Source organism: Rhodococcus sp. ARC_M5 (assembly GCF_022810405.1).
GTDB lineage: Bacteria > Actinomycetota > Actinomycetes > Mycobacteriales > Mycobacteriaceae > Rhodococcoides > Rhodococcoides navarretei.
This window is the reverse complement of record NZ_JALGQE010000001.1, coordinates 599,856-615,739: the sequence shown is the minus strand read 5'-3', so window position 1 is coordinate 615,739 and position 15,884 is coordinate 599,856. Positions and strand designations below refer to the sequence as shown.

The window sequence follows — 15,884 nt, the reverse complement described above, 5'->3', positions numbered from 1 at the left end:
CTCCTTCGTGTTGCCACCCACTGTGACGTGTGCAACACAGTGTGAGCGCTAACATCGGGTGAGTCAAGTAGCGCTTATTCCTGGTTCTGCGCAGACGCGCATATGCAAAACTGTGCATACTGGTGTGATGCGGGCCACAGGCGTAGATCGGATCGATGATCCCGGCCCGCTGGTCACCCAGCTCACTCGACGAAGAGGAGAAACCATGGCAGACAACCGCGCAGTGACGTACGCCGGACCGGGCAAGGTGGAGGTTCAGGACATCGCCTTTCCGGGCCTCGAATTGACCGACGGTCCCGGAGTGAACCCGGCGAACGTCGGTCGTAAGTGCGAGCACGGTGTGATTCTGAAGGTCGTCTCGACCAACATCTGCGGTAGCGATCAGCACATGGTTCGTGGGCGTACGACCGCTCCCGAGGGTCTGGTGCTCGGCCACGAGATCACCGGCGAGATCGTCGAGGTCGGACGGGATGTCGAGTTTCTGAAGGTCGGAGACATCTGCTCCGTTCCGTTCAACATCGCGTGCGGGCGGTGTCGAAACTGTAAGGAACGCAAGACCGGCATCTGTCTCAACGTCAACCCTGATCGACCGGGCTCGGCGTTCGGCTACGTGGATATGGGCGGTTGGGTCGGAGGCCAGGCCGAGTACGTCATGGCTCCCTACGCGGACTTCAATCTGCTGAGATTTCCCGATCGTGACCAGGCACTGGAGAAGATTCTGGATCTGACCATGCTGTCCGACATCTTTCCCACCGGTTTCCACGGAGCGGTGACCGCTGGTGTCAAACCTGGTGCGACGGTGTACATCGCGGGTGCGGGACCGGTCGGCCTCGCCGCCGCCGTCGGCGCGCAATTGCTGGGAGCGTCGGTGGTGATCGTCGGTGACATGAACGCCGACAGGTTGGCCCAGGCGCGCACGTTCGGTTGCGAGACCGTGGACGTGGGCAAGGGTGCGCCGCAGGATCAGATCGAACAGATTCTCGGTGTTCCCGAGGTCGACGCCGCGGTGGATGCCGTGGGGTTCGAGGCCCGCGGCCACGGCGGAGACTCGTCCCGCGAGGCACCGGCCACGGTGCTCAACTCGCTGATGGACATCACCACTGCGGGCGGTGGCATCGGCATTCCCGGGTTGTATGTCACCGGAGATCCCGGCGGTGTCGACGAAGCTGCCCAGCGTGGTGCTCTGTCGCTCAGCCTGGGCACCGGTTGGGCGAAGTCGCTCTCGTTCGCCACCGGTCAGTGCCCGGTGATGAGCTACCACCGTGAACTGATGAATGCCATTCTCTCGGATCGGGTTTCGATCGCGAAGGCGGTCAACGCAACCGTGATCTCGCTCGACGACGCGCCACGGGGTTACCGCGAGTTCGACAGCGGTGTCGCGCAGAAATTCGTCATCGATCCACACGGCATGATCGCGAGCTGACACCACCGCGACCACGGCCGCCCTCGCTGCGAAGTATGCGAGGGCGGCCGTGCTGCACCGAGCCCAGCAACGGTCGGGCCACCTATGCTGGAGTGATGTTCCTACTCTTCGGTTTCGGCAGCAAGCGCAAACACGTCGGCTCGGGCGCTACGCGAAACTGCCCGCGGTGCCACAACACCACTCAGTGGGTGCGGATGAAGCAGTACCAGCAATTCACGCTGTTCTTCCTACCCGTCGCCCGCTGGAAGCGCGTCGAATTCGAAGAATGCGGAATTTGCGGTGCTGCCACCGAGGTGTGAGAAACGCACGTCACGCAGGAGCCAACACCACCACCGAGTTGTGTCCTCCCATTCCCAATGACGACTTCACCGTCAATCCTGGCTCTGCTCTGGTGAATCCGTCGAGCAGTAGGTGATGACCATCCGAGACCTGCGGGGCCGCAGGCACGAGTCCACGTTCGAATCCCATGACCGCCGACGCGGTTTCGATTGCCGACGCGGCCCCCTGGCAATGTCCCGTCAACGGCTTCACCGAGTACACCTGCGCGTTGGACCGAAGTACCGTCTCCAACATCGCCGTCTCCGCCGCATCGCATTGCGCGGTGCCGGGGCCGTGAGCGTTGAGGTAGCGCACCTGTTCGGGGACGACATCGGCGTCGGCCAATGCCTCCTCGAAACAGGCCCGTACCCGGGTGAGTGAAGGGTCGATCGAGGTTGCATGAAACGCGTCGTGCGTCATCGATCCGCCCAATACCCGCGCGTATGCAGCATCGCTACGGTTGGTGAGTACGAAAGCAGTTGCTGCTTCGCCCATTCCGAATCCACGACTGCCTTCCTGGAACGGTCGGCAGCCCTCCTGAGGTTCCACGTCCACCACACCGACTCCGAGCTTCACGAAGTGGTCGATGTTCTCCGGAGTGAGAGACAGGTCCGTGGCCACGAACACGACGTCGTCGACGAATCCGGTATCGAGCCACATCTTGGCGGTGAGCAGACCTGCATTGCCCGACGCGCACATCGCCGAGACGTTCATGGCCGGGCCGTGAAAGCCGTATTCCTGCATCAGCAGAGACACCGGAGTGGACGGCATCAGTGTCAGGTAGTCGCGTACACGGCGTTCTCCGCCGTCGCGCAGATAGAAGTTGCGCCACTCGTCCACTTCACCCAGGACGACGGCATGGATCAGACCCACCCGCCGACCCGGCTGCCAGCCCCGCGCCATCGCGTCGTCGACGGCCTCGCGTGCGGCCGCGCGAAGTGCCCGTCCGAATCGGCTGGTGCCGTCGCTCCGGTCCCCGTCGTCGGGGACCTTCGCGAGCCACACCGGATTCTGTCCCGGTCGCGTGTGGTCGTGGTGCAGGCCGGCCGCTGCCTTGCCCGTTGCGAGGCCGTCCCACAGGGCGGACGCACCCCAGCCGTAGCCGGACAGTGCGCCGATACCGGTGATGTCGATGCCGTGAGAGCTCATCGTCGAAATCCGTTTCTTGTCGAGGTATGCGGACCGGATTCGGCTCGCGCCTCGATTTAGCCCCGCAAACCGTCATCAGGTCCAGTCGACAAACGGACATACGGACTGAAACGGACACAGCTCGCCAACGGCACGGTCGTAAGTGGTTCAATCGAGTGTCGACCGTCTGTCTACGAACGTGAGGACCGATCATGGCCCCAGGGGAGCGCGAAGGCGTCGGCGACCCTGAATCACGTTCCGCGTCGCCAGGACTTGCCGACCGCTACCGGGTTCTGATCGAGCATTCACCGGACGCGATCGGTGTCCATCGACGAGGCGTTCTGGTGTATCTCAACCCCGCCGGGATGCAGTATCTGCGCGCCGAGGATGCCGCCGACGTCATCGGACATCCGATCACCGAGTTCATCGCCGCCGAGTCGGTGGGCCCGATGCTCGAACGGATCGCCGCCCTCGACGCACACGGCAGCGCCAGCGCCGCATCGGAGGCGACAGTGCTGGCCCTGGACGGGACGACGCTGACGATGGAAGCGGTCTCGGTGCGCACGGTGTGGAACGGCGAGCCGGCGTACCAGGTCATACTGCGAGACCTCACCGAACACAAAGCGGCGCAGAAGGCGCTGCAGAAGCAAGCCGCACTGGTCCAGCACGTCAGCGATGCCATCGTCGGGGTTTCCCCCGACGGTTTGGTGTCGACCTGGAATCCTGCTGCCGAGTCGGTCTACGGACGACCGGCCGCGGATGTACTCGGTCGCCACGTCTCGTATGCGGTGGGAGTGCCCTGCGATCCGGCGGCGATCCTTGCTGTCGGCGGTCGGCAGTACGAGTCGCATCGGCACGCGGACGGGTCGACGCTGGCGGTGATGGTGTCGGCGGCCCAGATGCCCGACGGCTACGTGTTGGTCTGCGCCGACCAGAGTGCGGTACGCAGAGCCGAGGAACACTTCACAGCGGTCGTGGAATCGCTGGAGGCGGGCGTGGTCGTGCTCGATCACGCCGGACGCATCGAGTCGGCGAACCTCGCAGCGAAGACGATTCTCGACATCCGGGTCGGGGTGGCGACGGCGGGTCAGGCGTCGGTGCTTCCGTTCCGGGTGTACGGCACCGACGAAGGGCCGATTCACCCGCTCGAGCATCCTGTTGCCATCACCAGGAAAACCGGACAGCCCTGCCAAGCGGTGATCGGAATCGAACGCCGCCGGGACGGCCGCAACTTCTGGCTGTCGTTGACGGCGACCATGTTGAACGGGGGCGATCCGGAACCCTCGATCGTCGCGACGTTCGTCGACGTCACCGAGACATACCGGATGAGCATGCAGCTCGAACACGCGGCGACGCACGACGACCTGACCGGTCTGCCGAACAGGCCGCTGATCCTGGCGCGCCTGGACGAAGAACTGGCAAGGCCCGCGCGCGAGGACTCCATCGCCGTGTTGTTCATCGACCTCGACAACTTCAAGACCATCAACGACTTGCACGGACATACCGTCGGCGACGCAGTTCTCGGTGTGGTCGCAGACCGTCTGACGCGAGCCCTCCCGGCCGAAGCCTTCGTGGGCCGGATAGGCGGTGACGAGTTCGTGGCGGTCGTCTCCCGTTGCGTCGGTACCGAGGCCGACGACCTGCGCGCCGAACTGACGACACCCATCGAGACCGCAGGACGAGTGTTGACGGTGACCGCGAGCATCGGCGGTGTCACCGTCGACTGCGGTGACACCCGTAGTGCGCTGGACATACTCGACGATGCCGATCACGAGATGTACCAGGCCAAGCCACTGGGTCAGTACCTCGTGAATCCGTGACGACTCGAATAACGATCGGTTCGTCCCGATGTCGAAGTGACGCACGATGCTGATGGGTCGTACATACTGTCTCGGTGATACCGACCGGTCGTAAGTTCCTCGCCGTACCCATGGTGATCGTCGCTGTCGCCGGACTGTTGTTCTCCGCTGCGGGAACCGGTGCCGCAGCACCCTCCGCGTGGCAGTACACGATGGTGGCGTTCAGCAACGACAGTGACCGTGACATGGATGTCTACGAATCCACCGACGGCACGGACTTCACCGCCGTGCAGAGCGGGGCCTATCGACCGCCGTCCGGGGTGGTCCGTGACGCGAGTATCTTCAGAGCTGCGGACGGTATGTACTACGTGACCTACACGAACGGCGGCGGGGCCGAGATCGGGTTTGCGCGCAGCGCCGATCGCGTCAATTGGACATTCGTGCAGAACCTTCCGATCCCGTATTGCTGCCTACTCCTGCCTGGCACTGGACCAGGAACCGGCTCGGCAGGCTCCTCGGAACTTCCGTCACTGTCGCCGTTCACCACCAAGGCGTGGGCACCCGAGTGGTTCATCGAGGGCGACCGCGTGAGCATCATCGTGTCGTTGTCCACCGGCGGAGGGTTCGTGCCGTACCTCATGACGGCCACCGATCCCGGTCTGACGCAATGGAGCCCGCCGGTTCCGCTGACGGGGATCATCAACGACCACATCGATACCACGGTGGTGAAGGCCGGGGCGCTCTACCATGCGTTCACGAAGGGCGAGAGCGAGAAGGTCATCGAGCATTGGATCGCACCGTCTTTGGGTGGTCCGTACGTTCTGGACCCCACCTTCCGTGACTTCGGCCCCTTGAAGGAAGGACCTGCAGTCGTTCAGTTGCCCGACGGCACCTGGCGGCTGTACTACGACGACTACACCAACCAGAAGTACTTCTACTCCGACAGCACGGACCTGCTCGGATGGTCCGAACCGAAGGAGCTCTCGGGGCTTTCCGGAACCGTGCGCCACATCGGCGTGATGCGGGAGCCTGCCTGACGCAACATCACCCGTCCGATCCCGAGAGCGCTCTGAGCCCGGCTGCGATGAACTCCTGCGTCGCGTCGGCGGCATTGCGGGCTCCGGCACCGGTATCGGAGCCCGACAGTGCTCGATGGGTGATGCCCTCGCCGATCACCCCGAGCTTGAAATTGGCCAACGCCAGGTAGAAGCCCCAGTTGTCCACGTCGCGTCCCGATCGAACGGCGTACTGCTGCACCAGATCCGCTGCCGAGGGATACCGGTCGCTCGTCCACGCGGCATCGGCACCGAGAACGGCGTCGAACACGGGTTGCCGGTACACACACATCAGCGCCACATCGGTCAACGGATCGCCGAGCGTGGACATCTCCCAGTCCACCACCGCTGCAACAGAACTGGGATCCTCTGCGTCGAGGATGGTGTTGTCGACGCGATAGTCGCCGTGCACGATGGACGCGGCCGAGCGGGTGGGCACCGCAGCTTCGAGCGCACGGTGCAGTCGGTCGACGTCGGGTAGCTCACGAGTCTTAACCGTCTGCCACTGCCGAGCCCACGTGGCGACCTGACGGGTGACGAAACCGTCGGGGCGGCCGAACTTCTCGAGACCCACCGACATGGGATCGACGGCATGAAGTGCGGCGAGTACGCGCACCAACTCGGCGGCGTTGCCCGCGACCTGCGTATCCGTCAGATCGTCGAGGTCCTCGCGCGTGCGGACGACTCGCCCCGGAACGAACTCCACGACGGTCATGGGCGCGCCCAGTGCGGAACCGTCACGGTCGAATGCGACGGTCCGCGCGACCGGTACATCGGTGGATGCGAGTGCGTCGGTGACGGCCCACTCGCGGGCCATATCGTGTGCGGAGGGCGTGAGCCCACTGGTGGGAGGTCGACGGACGACCCAGGTGGAGGTGTCGTCGTACGCCCTGTAGGTGAGGTTCGATCGCCCGCCGCTGATCATTTCGACGAGCAACGTGCCGTCGACCTCGATCCCGTTCTCCCGCAGGAACCGTTCCAGCGCATCACGATTCATGCCCGGCAATTCGCTCACGACTGTGCCTCCCGCGCTGCGCGCTTGGCTGCACCGATCGTTCGCTTGGCGATGGCCCACCGGTGCACCTCGGACGGGCCGTCGTAGACGCGGAACGGACGTACCTCACGCGAAAGCCTGGCCAACGGAAGATCGTCGGAAACCCCGAGACCCCCGCACATCTGGATGCTGCGGTCGACGATTCGGAAGATGGCTTCGGCGGCGAACGTCTTGGCGATGGACGTCTCGTTGCTCGCGTGCCCGCCTCGATCCAACTCGAAGCAGGCAACGGTCAGCAGTGCCCGGGTAGCTGCGATGTCGATCTCGTTGTCCGCGACCATCTTCTGCACCATGCCGAGATCCCCGAGCTTTCCGCCGAACCCTTCACGCTGGGCCACCTGAGCGACGGCGATGTCGTGGGCCCGTCTGGAGGCTCCGAGCCAGCGCATCACATGTGTCATGCGAGCGGGCCCCAGGCGCACCTGTGCGTAGGCGAAGCCCTCGTCGACGGCCCCCAGGACGTTCTCGTCGGGGACGAACACGTTCTCGAAGAACACCTCGCAATGTCCACCGATCATCGCTTTGTCGAGAGTGCCGATGTGGCGGCCGACGGCGATGCCCGCGGTGTCGGCGGGTGCCAGGAACATCGTGGCACCGCCTCGGTCGCCGGGCTTGCCGGATGTCCGAGCCATGATGATGAAGAACCCCGCACCGTCGGCACCGGTGATGAACCACTTGTGCCCGTTGATCTTCCAACCACCGTCGACCCGGACGGCGGCAGTGGTGAGGGCAGCGGGATCCGAGCCCGCACCCGGTGCCGGCTCGGTCATCGCGAAGGCCGATCGTTGGTCACCGCGAGCGAGGGGAGCGAGAAACTGCTCCTTCTGCGCTGCAGACGCGATGTGAGCGAGCATGTGGACGTTGCCCTCGTCCGGCGCGCCGAGGTTGAGGGCGATCGGACCGAACAGTGAGTAGCCGGCTTCCTCGAACACAGGCGCGCGGTCGCTCATCGAGAGCCCGTGGCCTCCGTACTGGACCGGCGCATGCGGCGCGAACACGCCGGCATCTCGAGCGGCTGCCTGCATCTCGATGCGCAGCTCGTCGCCGCCGGCGTCGGCGATGTTGCCCAGGAACCGGTCCTCGATGGGGAGTACGTACTCGCGAGTGAACGTCCGAGTCCGATCGATCAGCTTCTCGATGTCGGGGTCGTACGTCAGATCGATGGCCACGATATGCTCCCTGTCCGGTACCGACCGAACACTCGCTCGGTCTCTGGAAGGTTGACACAATCGCTCGATCGGGTCAAGGATTCCGGGGCAGCTACTGCTGCCCGCCGGTCGCAGCACCGACCGTACGACGGGCAATGTCGAGGTAGACCGCCACCAGCTCGCTCGGAGGCAGCGGCCCCTCGGGGCGATACCACGTGGCGACGCCGATGCACATCGTCGTGACGGCTCGACTGGCGTCTCTCGGGTGTGGAGTGTCGAACAGGCCTGCATCGACACCGGCGGCGACGATCGCGTCGAGCAGTCGCTGTTCCTCGTCGCGTTTGGAGATGTAGGCGGCGCGATTCGCAGGATCGAGGCTGCGGATTTCCGTCGAGCACACGAAGGCGGCGTCGCGCCTGTGAATGTGGAACAGCAGCAGGGCTTCGACGACGGCGTCGAAACGGTCACTCGGCGACGAGCCGGCACCGGCCTCTGCCGATCGGGTTCGTTCCAACAGCTCGTCCATCGACGCGTCCATGATGCCGACCAGCAGAGCCTGCTTCGACGGAAAGTGGTGGTAGAGACCGGGAACGGACAGGCCGGCTCCGGCCGCGATCTGCCGTACCGACGTTCCGTGATAGCCCTGCTCGACAAACTTGTTCAACGCCGACGCCAAGGCAGGGGAGAGGTTCGAGCCCTCGTACGTTCGCCAGGTGCCGGTCGCGGTCATGCGCTTACCGTAGATGCCCGGGCGACGGGTGTGGTCCCGGAAGCACCCGGTTGACACTTTCGCTGTGATCCGTAACACTCGAAGAAGTGACCGAGCGAGTGCTCGGTCGGTCGATCTCGGTCAGGTCAATGTTCGATCGAAAGAGTCCTCGATGCCCCTCATCATCCTCGATGCCTGGCGCGCCCGGGTGCGCCGGTCGCCCGATCGGCCCGCGTTGGCGTACTTCGACGCCGTTCTCTCTGCCCGCGAGGTCGACGAGGCCTCGGACGCTCTCGCCGCCGCGTTCGCGGACCGCGGAGTCACTCGTGGCGACCGCGTCGGGATCTATCTGCAGAACGTTCCCCATTACGCCCTGACGTTCTTGGCGCTGTGGAAGATCGGCGCTGTGGCTCTGATCCTGAATCCGATGTACCGCAACAGAGAACTACGGCACCTGCTCGACGACGCGGAGCCCGTCGCCCTCGTGTGCGACGAGGCTGATCTCGAGGCGCTCGAAACCTCGTTGCAGGGCAGTACGATTCGGTTCTTCGTGAGCACAAGCGGACTGGATCTGCAGACTCGCGACGATCCGCGTGTGTTCACCGCGACGACGCGCATCACGCCGACGCCCGAGAACGACCTGCTCGGTCTCGTCGAGGCCTACCGAGGTCGCGTGATGGACGAATTCGCACCGCAGCCGGACGATCTGGCGCTGTTGGCCTACACCTCCGGAACCACGGGGCCGCCCAAGGGGGCTCGGATCTCGCACGCCAACGCGTTCGCGACGGCCTCGGACTTCGGTGAGCGTGCGGGTACGGAGGACGGGGACGTCGTGTTCGCCGTCGCGCCGCTGTTCCACATCACCGGGGCCATGCTCGATGCCGCTGTGGCTATGGTGCGGGACTGCGTGCTCGTGTTCGCTCACCGCTTCCATGCGGGCGTCACGTTGGACGCTTTCGTCGAGCATCGGGTCACGTACACCATCGGGTCCATCACCGTGTTCAACGCGATCTCCGAGAGCCCGGGCGCCGACCGCGCGCATTTTGCCTCGGTGAAGGCGCTGTACTCGGGCGGCGCGCCCATTCCTCCGGCCACCGTCTCCGCGTTCGAGGCGAAGTTCGGGTGCTACATCCACAATGCGTACGGAATGACCGAGACCACCGCCGGTGTGATCGCGGTGCCGCCCGGACTCCGGGCACCCGTGGACACGTCGAGCGGATCGCTGTCCGTCGGACTGCCGCTTCCTCGCGTGCGGCTGCGCACACTCGACCCCACCGGGCGACCCACCGAGCCGGGAGTTGCCGGCGAGTTGGAAGTGTCCGGGCCACAGGTGGTCTCGGGATACTGGAAGAACCCGGAGGCGTCGGCGTCGACGATGCCCGAAGGTCGCCTGCACACCGGGGACGTAGCGGTCATCGACGAACAGGGATGGGTCTATCTCGTCGACCGGCTGAAGGACCAGATCAACGTCTCCGGATACAAGGTCTGGCCCCGAGAGGTCGAGGACGCCCTCTACGAACACCCGACGGTATTCGAAGCCGCCGTGGTCGGTCGTCCCGACACCTATCAAGGGGAGTCGGTGGTCGCGTACGTGTCGGTCCGCAGTGGTTCGGCCGTGACCACCGACGAGCTGATGGCCTTCGCGCGCGATCGGCTCGCTGCCTACAAGCGTCCGAAAGAAATACACATCATCGACGAGCTGCCCAAGACACAGACCGGGAAAATTCGTCGCGCAGCACTCAAACCTGTTTCAGCACTGACTCACTCGAGCGAAAGTGGTACCTCATGACCGTCGGATCACCCCGCGACACACGCTCGACACCGGACATCTCCTCGCGGAAGAAGTCGTTGTTCGCCAGCACGATCGGCAACGTACTCGAGTGGTACGAGTGGAGCGCCTACGCGGTGTTCGCACCGTTCATCGCCGCGGCGATGTTCAGCCAGACCGATCCGGTCTCGGCCCTACTGTCCACGTTGGCGGTGTTCGCCGTCGGATTCCTGATGCGGCCGCTCGGCGGCATCGTGTTCGGACGGATCGCAGACAAGAAGGGGCGCAAGTTCGTCCTCGTCACCACCATGTTGATGATGGCCGCCGGAAGCCTGCTGATCGGCATCATGCCCACCTACGGTGCGATCGGGGCCTGGGCGTCGGTGCTGCTGCTGCTCGCACGCGTCATGCAAGGTTTCGCCCACGGCGGCGAGTCGGCGACGGCCTACTCGTACGTCGGCGAGATCGCGCCACCGAACCGACGTGGGATGTGGGGAAGCGTCGCATTCGTTGCGATCTTCGGCGGCTCGGCACTGGCGTACACCGTCGGTGGCGTCATCACCTCGACACTGTCCGAATCGGCTGTCGGTCAATGGGGTTGGCGTATCCCGTTCCTGCTCGGTGCAGTTCTGGCACTGTTCGCGTTGTACCTGCGCAAGAACATGGACGAGAGCGACGTCTTCGATTCGGAGCAGAACAAGGTGAAACAGGCACCGATCGCACGAAAGACGGTTGTGAAGGCAATCGTGTTGATGATCGGCATGACGTCGGGAATCACAGCGGCGCATTACACCTGGACCTCGTACGTGTCGACATTCGCCATCACGCAGCGCGGGATGAATCCCGATACCGCGTACTGGATGCTCGTCATCGCGCAGTTGATTGCGTTGGTGTCGCTGCCGTTCTTCGGTCGTCTCTCGGACTCGATCGGTCGCCGGCCGATGCTGGCTGCCTTCGCCGTGTTGATGTTCGTTCTGCAGATCCCTCTGACGATGATGATCTCGACGCAGTGGTGGACGTTGCTGCTCCCGTCGACAGTTGCCCTGCTCGTCATCGCCGTCCCGGCTTCGATTCTGTCGTCGACGTTGTCGGAGAGTTTTCCCACCCGACTCCGCACGCAGGCAATCGGATTCGCGTACTCGTTCTCGGTAGCGGTGTTCGGTGGAACAGCGCCCTATCTCAACCAACTCTTCCTCGGCCTCGATCTGGGCTGGGTGTTCGGCGTGTACATCATGTTCCTGGCCGCCTTGACCGGTGTCGCCTGCTTCTTCATGAAGGAAACCAAGGGAATTCGACTCGAGGACGTCTGATTCGACCTCGGCCGATCTTGCTCCTGACGCGACGTGAGGTTCTACCGTCTGGTTCATGAACAGCAAAGGTCCGATCACCTGGGGAATCGGTGACGTCGCGCGTCGAACCGGCGTCACCGAACGCACGTTGCGGTACTACGAAGAACTGGGTTTGCTCGCCCCGGACCGAGACGGAGGGGGTAGGCGTCGGTACGACGGAGGAGATATCGATCGGCTGTACCGTATTCGACTGCTTCGAGAATTGGGAACTCCGCTCGCCGATGTCGATCCGGACGCGGCGGATTTCCAGCACCTGACTCGGCAACATCTGGCCGACCTGGACCGTCGGCTGGCGGAGCTTGCTCGGGTGCGCGAACGGGTTCGTGCGGTCGAGGACCGACTACTGCACGGTGCTCTTCTCGGCGACGACGCGCTGTTGGATCTACTCTCGTGCCTGTCGACCGAAGAGCCGGCGGTGACCGGTCGGACCACGTTGTTGGTCTACCGCGACATCGCAGCGGCCCACTCCTACCTCGTAGACGTGCTGGGACTGGCTCCGGGACCGATCGAATACGACGGTGACCGAGCGGTCCACGGAGAGGTTCACGCCGGTGACGGTGTTGTCTGGTTGCACCGCGAGGCTCCTGAACATCGAATGGTTTCGCCCCTGACCAACGGCATGGTCACCGCCTCGCTCGCGGTCCTGATCGACGACGTCGACGGCCATCACGCTCGAGTGGCCGCAACCGGGGCAGCGATCGACTACGCGCCCGCCGATATGCCCTACGGCGTCAGGGAGTACGGCGTTCGTGATCCGGAGGGGCATCTGTGGTCCTTCCAGACGCCGATCGCAGAACCTGTGGTGTCCTGAACCCGCTCTGCCCCAGCGGATCTATCGGTGATCGAGCAGTGACGTCGATGCCGTGTCGGCGAGGTCACTGCCTCCCAGCAGACGCATGAGCAGAAGGCCGTCGAGCACAGCCACAGCAGCGGCAGCCTCTCTGCGTCGGTAGTCCTGGTCCCCGACGACGAAGCCTCCGAGCCATTCGATCCAGCCCTCCACCAAGTGCGAGGCCACGGATTTGTAAGGCTCGATTCCTGCTGTTGCTTGTCCGATGGCCTCGAAGTAGAGCCCGAACAGCGGATCGCACTCGGGCTGTGCCACCACCGGCCACGCCGTCGCGACGAGTGAGCGGTGGTCGTTCATCGGCATCGAGAACGCGGCGGCCAACACGTGTTGCAGTCGATCTCCGACTACCGACAGAACGGACGTGACGAGCTCGTCCTTCGTCGGGAAGTAGTAGACGACCATGCGATCACTGATCTTCAAACGCGATGCGAGTCTGCCGAAGGTCAAGCGGCTCAGGCCGTCTTCCAGGGCGGCCTCGAGTGCCACGGACAGTATCTCTTCGCGTGAATGTTTCTTGACCACACCTTGATCGTAGTGGTCACTACAGGTACCTTCTCTTGTAGTGACCACTACAACTCGAAGGAGACGTCATGCGTACACGTTCGACTCCCTTGCTCGCACTGTCGGTTCTGCGATCGACCGCCGGACTGATCTCGTGGGCGAGTCCCGCACATTCGTGGCGTGCCTTCGGCCTCGGACCCATGCATCAAGTCGGAAGTGCGGGGGTGGCGACGCGCCTGTTCGGAGTCCGCGATCTCGCGCTGGGAATGGCGCTGCACCACCCATCCGCGGACGTTCGCAAAGCAGCCGTGGAGGCCGGCATCGCGATCGATGTCCTCGACGTCGCGGCAAGTGTGATCGGTCGTCGGGCAGGTGCGCCGGCTGCGAGTCTGGCCGGAGTGGCGGCCGGCGCAACGCTGTTCGTCGTACTGGGCGTGACGATCATCGCGGACTCGGCCGCTTCGTGATCATCCGCATCACCGGCGTCTCGTTCGGGTCGCTGTACTCTCTTGTGCGCGGTGAGGGGCGGTACTGCGGTGTTCTCGCCGTAGTCCATCCGATGATCTAGCTTTGACGGTATGCGTCGGCTCGGCGCGGTGGACCTCCGGCAGAAGGACGCACTCCCATGACCGATGACACGCTGGCCGACTTCGAGCGAACCGAGTTCACCGCGGACGGGCGGACAGCGCCCGTGTATCGCATCGGAACCGGACCGGCTGTGATCGTGATGTCGGAAATGCCGGGCATCACTCCGAGGGTCGCGGACTTCGCGAGAACCGTCGCCGGAATCGGTTGTACGGCCGTCGTTCCGCACCTGTTCGGAGTCGACGGCAAGGATCCGCTGGCTGCGCCACTGGGAGCGCTCGGCACCGTTGCCACCATGTCCCGCGCCATGGTGCCGGCGTGCATCAGTCGCGAGTTCACCATCCTGGCCACCGGGAAATCGTCACGGGTCGTGGTGTGGCTGCGCGCCCTGGCAGCGCAGGAGCACGAGCGCTGCGGCGGACCAGGCGTCGGTGCCATCGGAATGTGCTTCACCGGCGGGTTCGCTCTCGCCATGGCGGCGGACGATCGACTGATCGCACCGGTGCTCTCGCAGCCGTCACTTCCGTTCGCGGCATCGAAGTCCCGCAGTCGATCGATCGACATCACCCAGGGCGACCTGGACAAGGTGAAAAGTCGTTGTGCGGCAGGCGAGCTCACGGTCCTGGGGATGCGTTTCGAAGGCGACAAGATGTGTCCGCCCGCGCGATTCCAGTGGCTGCGTGAGCAACTCGGCGACGCATTCGTCTCGGTGGAATTGCCCGACTCCGCCTTCAACCCGGAAGCATTCGGACCGCCGCATTCCGTCGTCACCGAAGGACTGATCGACGAGCCGGGGGAGCCGACACGGCAGGCGCTGGATCAGGTACTCGATCTGTTCCGTAAGCGGTTGCTCACGACAGATTGAGCAAGCGAACGTCCGGCCGGTGGACCGAGATTCATGCCCAGGGAACGGTGGCCTGTAGAACCGCCTCCGTCAACGCGCCGGTCCGCAGTGCCGTCACCGTCTGATATTCCGGATCGGCCACCATCTCGCTGAATGCCGTGCGCGAGGGGTACTGCACCAGCAGGACCGCATCCCAGGCCTGACCGTCGTCGGCTACCAACGCCGTCGAACCGTCGCCCGCATACAGCACCGTCGCGCCGTAGCGCGGAAGGAACGTCTCGTCCAGTGCTTTCGCATATTCTGCGTATGAATCGCGGCCATCGTCGGCGAACCGCAGCAGGTTGAGCATCACCACAGGACCACCGGGGTCTTCTTCCAGATAGCGCTTGAGGTCTCTTCCACGGGGATCTACAGCCATCGATCGAGTATGCGTCAGCCGACGATCCGATGGAGCAGAAACCACACTCGCAACGACTTACCGGTCGGCGGCGGCGACCCCGAGCGACAGATGTCCCCACGGGCGCAGCAGTCGGGGCCCGGGTAGCCGGTCGGTGTCCAATTCCTCCATCGTGAAGCCGGCGTCCGTCACCAATTCGGGGACATTACGAACGAGGTGGCATCCGCCGGCGACGCGTTGCTCGATGCCGTCGAGGCGACGCTGCCACGCGGCAACGCGTGGGTCCGGGGACAGACCGTGCTCGAGGAAGAACAACTTGCCGCCAGGACGAAGCACGCGTCCGATCTCACGCAGTGCACGAGCGGGGTCTGGCACAGTACACAGCGTGAACGTGCTGACCGCGGCGTCGCAGCTGTTGTCGGGCAGCGGAAGCGACTGTCCGTCGAGTCCCACGAAATGGATCGGAATCGATGACGCAGCAATGCGGTCGGCTGCCAGATGCCGCGCACCGAGAGACGGCTCGACGGCGGCGACGGACGTCACCGCACTCGGGTACACCGGAACGTTGGTGCCGGAGCCGAACCCGATCTCCACGACGTCGCCGCTGAGCCCGGAGAGGGCGCGGGTCCGCAAGCGGTGCACGTAGGACCCGTCGAGCACGACGTCGATCAGTCGGGGGAGTAGGCGGTCGGACCACAAGGCCACGGTGTTTGGCTTTCGTCGTCGGTGCGGTGTCTGTCTGTTCACTGCATCGGTTCCCCGGTGGTATCGAAAACCCAGCACGGACAGCGGCGAAGCGCCACCGGATGCAGATACAACCGACAGTATCGGTGACACCGCTGCGTGACAGCTCCTCGGGGAAACTCGACCAGTCGTTCAGCGAATCGAGCCGCTGTGGGACCCCCGAGACGGTGGTTCCATGGTCAACGGTAGAACTGGAAGAGCGGGAAAACCGG

Annotated in this window: 16 protein-coding genes; 9 read left to right on the top strand and 7 right to left on the bottom strand. The window is 64.3% G+C overall.

Features of this window, described 5'->3' with window-relative positions:
• Positions 1-205: 205 nt before the first annotated feature.
• A complete protein-coding gene (gene fdhA, locus MTX34_RS02690) occupies positions 206-1,423 on the top strand; it encodes a formaldehyde dehydrogenase, glutathione-independent (RefSeq protein WP_243596336.1) in 1,218 nt (405 codons plus the stop codon).
• A gap of 95 nt (positions 1,424-1,518) precedes the next feature.
• The gene (locus tag MTX34_RS02685) at positions 1,519-1,722 is read left to right on the top strand and encodes a zinc-ribbon domain-containing protein (protein ID WP_243596337.1); all 204 of its coding nucleotides are present in this window, start codon (positions 1,519-1,521) and stop codon (positions 1,720-1,722) included.
• Positions 1,723-1,732: 10 nt separating this feature from the next.
• Here the strand turns inward: MTX34_RS02685 and MTX34_RS02680 are convergent, their stop codons facing one another.
• Positions 1,733-2,890, bottom strand: a complete 1,158-nt coding sequence (locus MTX34_RS02680) for a beta-ketoacyl synthase N-terminal-like domain-containing protein (protein ID WP_243608346.1) — start codon at positions 2,888-2,890, stop codon at positions 1,733-1,735.
• Between the two features lie 191 nt (positions 2,891-3,081).
• On the opposite strand from MTX34_RS02680, the gene MTX34_RS02675 reads away from it, so the two are divergent.
• Both MTX34_RS02675 and MTX34_RS02670 read left to right on the top strand, forming a co-directional pair.
• Entirely contained in the window at positions 3,082-4,689 is a 1,608-nt protein-coding gene (locus tag MTX34_RS02675; protein ID WP_243596339.1) for a bifunctional diguanylate cyclase/phosphodiesterase, read from the top strand.
• Positions 4,690-4,799: 110 nt separating this feature from the next.
• The gene (locus MTX34_RS02670; RefSeq protein WP_243608464.1) at positions 4,800-5,705 is read left to right on the top strand and encodes an arabinofuranosidase; all 906 of its coding nucleotides are present in this window, start codon (positions 4,800-4,802) and stop codon (positions 5,703-5,705) included.
• Positions 5,706-5,712: 7 nt separating this feature from the next.
• Here the strand turns inward: MTX34_RS02670 and MTX34_RS02665 are convergent, their stop codons facing one another.
• The 3 genes from MTX34_RS02665 to MTX34_RS02655 all read right to left on the bottom strand — a co-directional run bounded on the left by MTX34_RS02665 (position 5,713) and on the right by MTX34_RS02655 (position 8,655).
• Positions 5,713-6,738 carry a phosphotransferase family protein gene (locus MTX34_RS02665; protein WP_243608345.1) on the bottom strand — a complete coding sequence of 342 codons (1,026 nt, stop codon included), beginning with the start codon at positions 6,736-6,738 and terminating at the stop codon, positions 5,713-5,715.
• Positions 6,735-7,946 (bottom strand): acyl-CoA dehydrogenase family protein, encoded by a 1,212-nt coding sequence (locus tag MTX34_RS02660; protein WP_243596341.1) that lies wholly within the window; start codon positions 7,944-7,946, stop codon positions 6,735-6,737. Before MTX34_RS02660 ends, MTX34_RS02665 begins: the two co-directional genes overlap by 4 nt.
• Positions 7,947-8,037: 91 nt before the next feature.
• Positions 8,038-8,655 (bottom strand): TetR/AcrR family transcriptional regulator, encoded by a 618-nt coding sequence (locus MTX34_RS02655; protein ID WP_243608344.1) that lies wholly within the window; start codon positions 8,653-8,655, stop codon positions 8,038-8,040.
• Positions 8,656-8,806: 151 nt separating this feature from the next.
• On the opposite strand from MTX34_RS02655, the gene MTX34_RS02650 reads away from it, so the two are divergent.
• From MTX34_RS02650 to MTX34_RS02640, 3 genes are read left to right on the top strand one after another with little or no spacing between them, the layout of a single operon-like run.
• Positions 8,807-10,423 carry a class I adenylate-forming enzyme family protein gene (locus MTX34_RS02650; protein ID WP_243608343.1) on the top strand — a complete coding sequence of 539 codons (1,617 nt, stop codon included), beginning with the start codon at positions 8,807-8,809 and terminating at the stop codon, positions 10,421-10,423.
• A complete protein-coding gene (locus MTX34_RS02645) occupies positions 10,420-11,712 on the top strand; it encodes an MFS transporter (protein WP_243596344.1) in 1,293 nt (430 codons plus the stop codon). The genes MTX34_RS02650 and MTX34_RS02645 overlap by 4 nt, the downstream gene beginning before the upstream one ends.
• Before the next feature lie 55 nt (positions 11,713-11,767).
• Entirely contained in the window at positions 11,768-12,562 is a 795-nt protein-coding gene (locus MTX34_RS02640) for a MerR family transcriptional regulator (protein ID WP_243608342.1), read from the top strand.
• A 21-nt stretch (positions 12,563-12,583) separates the two neighbouring features.
• Here the strand turns inward: MTX34_RS02640 and MTX34_RS02635 are convergent, their stop codons facing one another.
• Entirely contained in the window at positions 12,584-13,123 is a 540-nt protein-coding gene (locus MTX34_RS02635; RefSeq protein WP_243608341.1) for a TetR/AcrR family transcriptional regulator, read from the bottom strand.
• 68 nt (positions 13,124-13,191) lie between these two features.
• Between MTX34_RS02635 and MTX34_RS02630 the strand changes: the two genes are divergently transcribed.
• Positions 13,192-13,569: a hypothetical protein gene (locus MTX34_RS02630; RefSeq protein ID WP_094739627.1), complete on the top strand. Its 378-nt coding sequence runs from the start codon at positions 13,192-13,194 to the stop codon at positions 13,567-13,569.
• Positions 13,570-13,727: 158 nt separating this feature from the next.
• Complete coding sequence (locus tag MTX34_RS02625; protein ID WP_243608340.1) at positions 13,728-14,552, top strand: dienelactone hydrolase family protein; 825 nt, start codon at positions 13,728-13,730, stop codon at positions 14,550-14,552.
• Positions 14,553-14,583: 31 nt separating this feature from the next.
• Here the strand turns inward: MTX34_RS02625 and MTX34_RS02620 are convergent, their stop codons facing one another.
• Both MTX34_RS02620 and MTX34_RS02615 read right to left on the bottom strand, forming a co-directional pair.
• Positions 14,584-14,949 carry a DUF1330 domain-containing protein gene (locus MTX34_RS02620; protein WP_243608339.1) on the bottom strand — a complete coding sequence of 122 codons (366 nt, stop codon included), beginning with the start codon at positions 14,947-14,949 and terminating at the stop codon, positions 14,584-14,586.
• Positions 14,950-15,006: 57 nt separating this feature from the next.
• Positions 15,007-15,633, bottom strand: coding sequence for a class I SAM-dependent methyltransferase (locus MTX34_RS02615; protein ID WP_243608338.1), 627 nt, complete (start codon positions 15,631-15,633; stop codon positions 15,007-15,009).
• Positions 15,634-15,884: the final 251 nt, after the last annotated feature.

Excerpts from the sequence above, each read along its gene's own strand:
- fdhA (WP_243596336.1), top strand. The coding sequence starts at position 206 with ATGGCAGACAACCGCGCAGTGACGTACGCCGGACCGGGCAAGGTGGAG.
- MTX34_RS02685 (WP_243596337.1), top strand. The coding sequence starts at position 1,519 with ATGTTCCTACTCTTCGGTTTCGGCAGCAAGCGCAAACACGTCGGCTCG.
- MTX34_RS02680 (WP_243608346.1), bottom strand. The coding sequence starts at position 2,890 with ATGAGCTCTCACGGCATCGACATCACCGGTATCGGCGCACTGTCCGGC.
- MTX34_RS02675 (WP_243596339.1), top strand. The coding sequence starts at position 3,082 with ATGGCCCCAGGGGAGCGCGAAGGCGTCGGCGACCCTGAATCACGTTCC.
- MTX34_RS02670 (WP_243608464.1), top strand. The coding sequence starts at position 4,800 with ATGGTGATCGTCGCTGTCGCCGGACTGTTGTTCTCCGCTGCGGGAACC.
- MTX34_RS02655 (WP_243608344.1), bottom strand. The coding sequence starts at position 8,655 with ATGACCGCGACCGGCACCTGGCGAACGTACGAGGGCTCGAACCTCTCC.
- MTX34_RS02650 (WP_243608343.1), top strand. The coding sequence starts at position 8,807 with ATGCCCCTCATCATCCTCGATGCCTGGCGCGCCCGGGTGCGCCGGTCG.
- MTX34_RS02645 (WP_243596344.1), top strand. The coding sequence starts at position 10,420 with ATGACCGTCGGATCACCCCGCGACACACGCTCGACACCGGACATCTCC.
- MTX34_RS02640 (WP_243608342.1), top strand. The coding sequence starts at position 11,768 with ATGAACAGCAAAGGTCCGATCACCTGGGGAATCGGTGACGTCGCGCGT.
- MTX34_RS02630 (WP_094739627.1), top strand. The coding sequence starts at position 13,192 with ATGCGTACACGTTCGACTCCCTTGCTCGCACTGTCGGTTCTGCGATCG.
- MTX34_RS02625 (WP_243608340.1), top strand. The coding sequence starts at position 13,728 with ATGACCGATGACACGCTGGCCGACTTCGAGCGAACCGAGTTCACCGCG.
- MTX34_RS02620 (WP_243608339.1), bottom strand. The coding sequence starts at position 14,949 with ATGGCTGTAGATCCCCGTGGAAGAGACCTCAAGCGCTATCTGGAAGAA.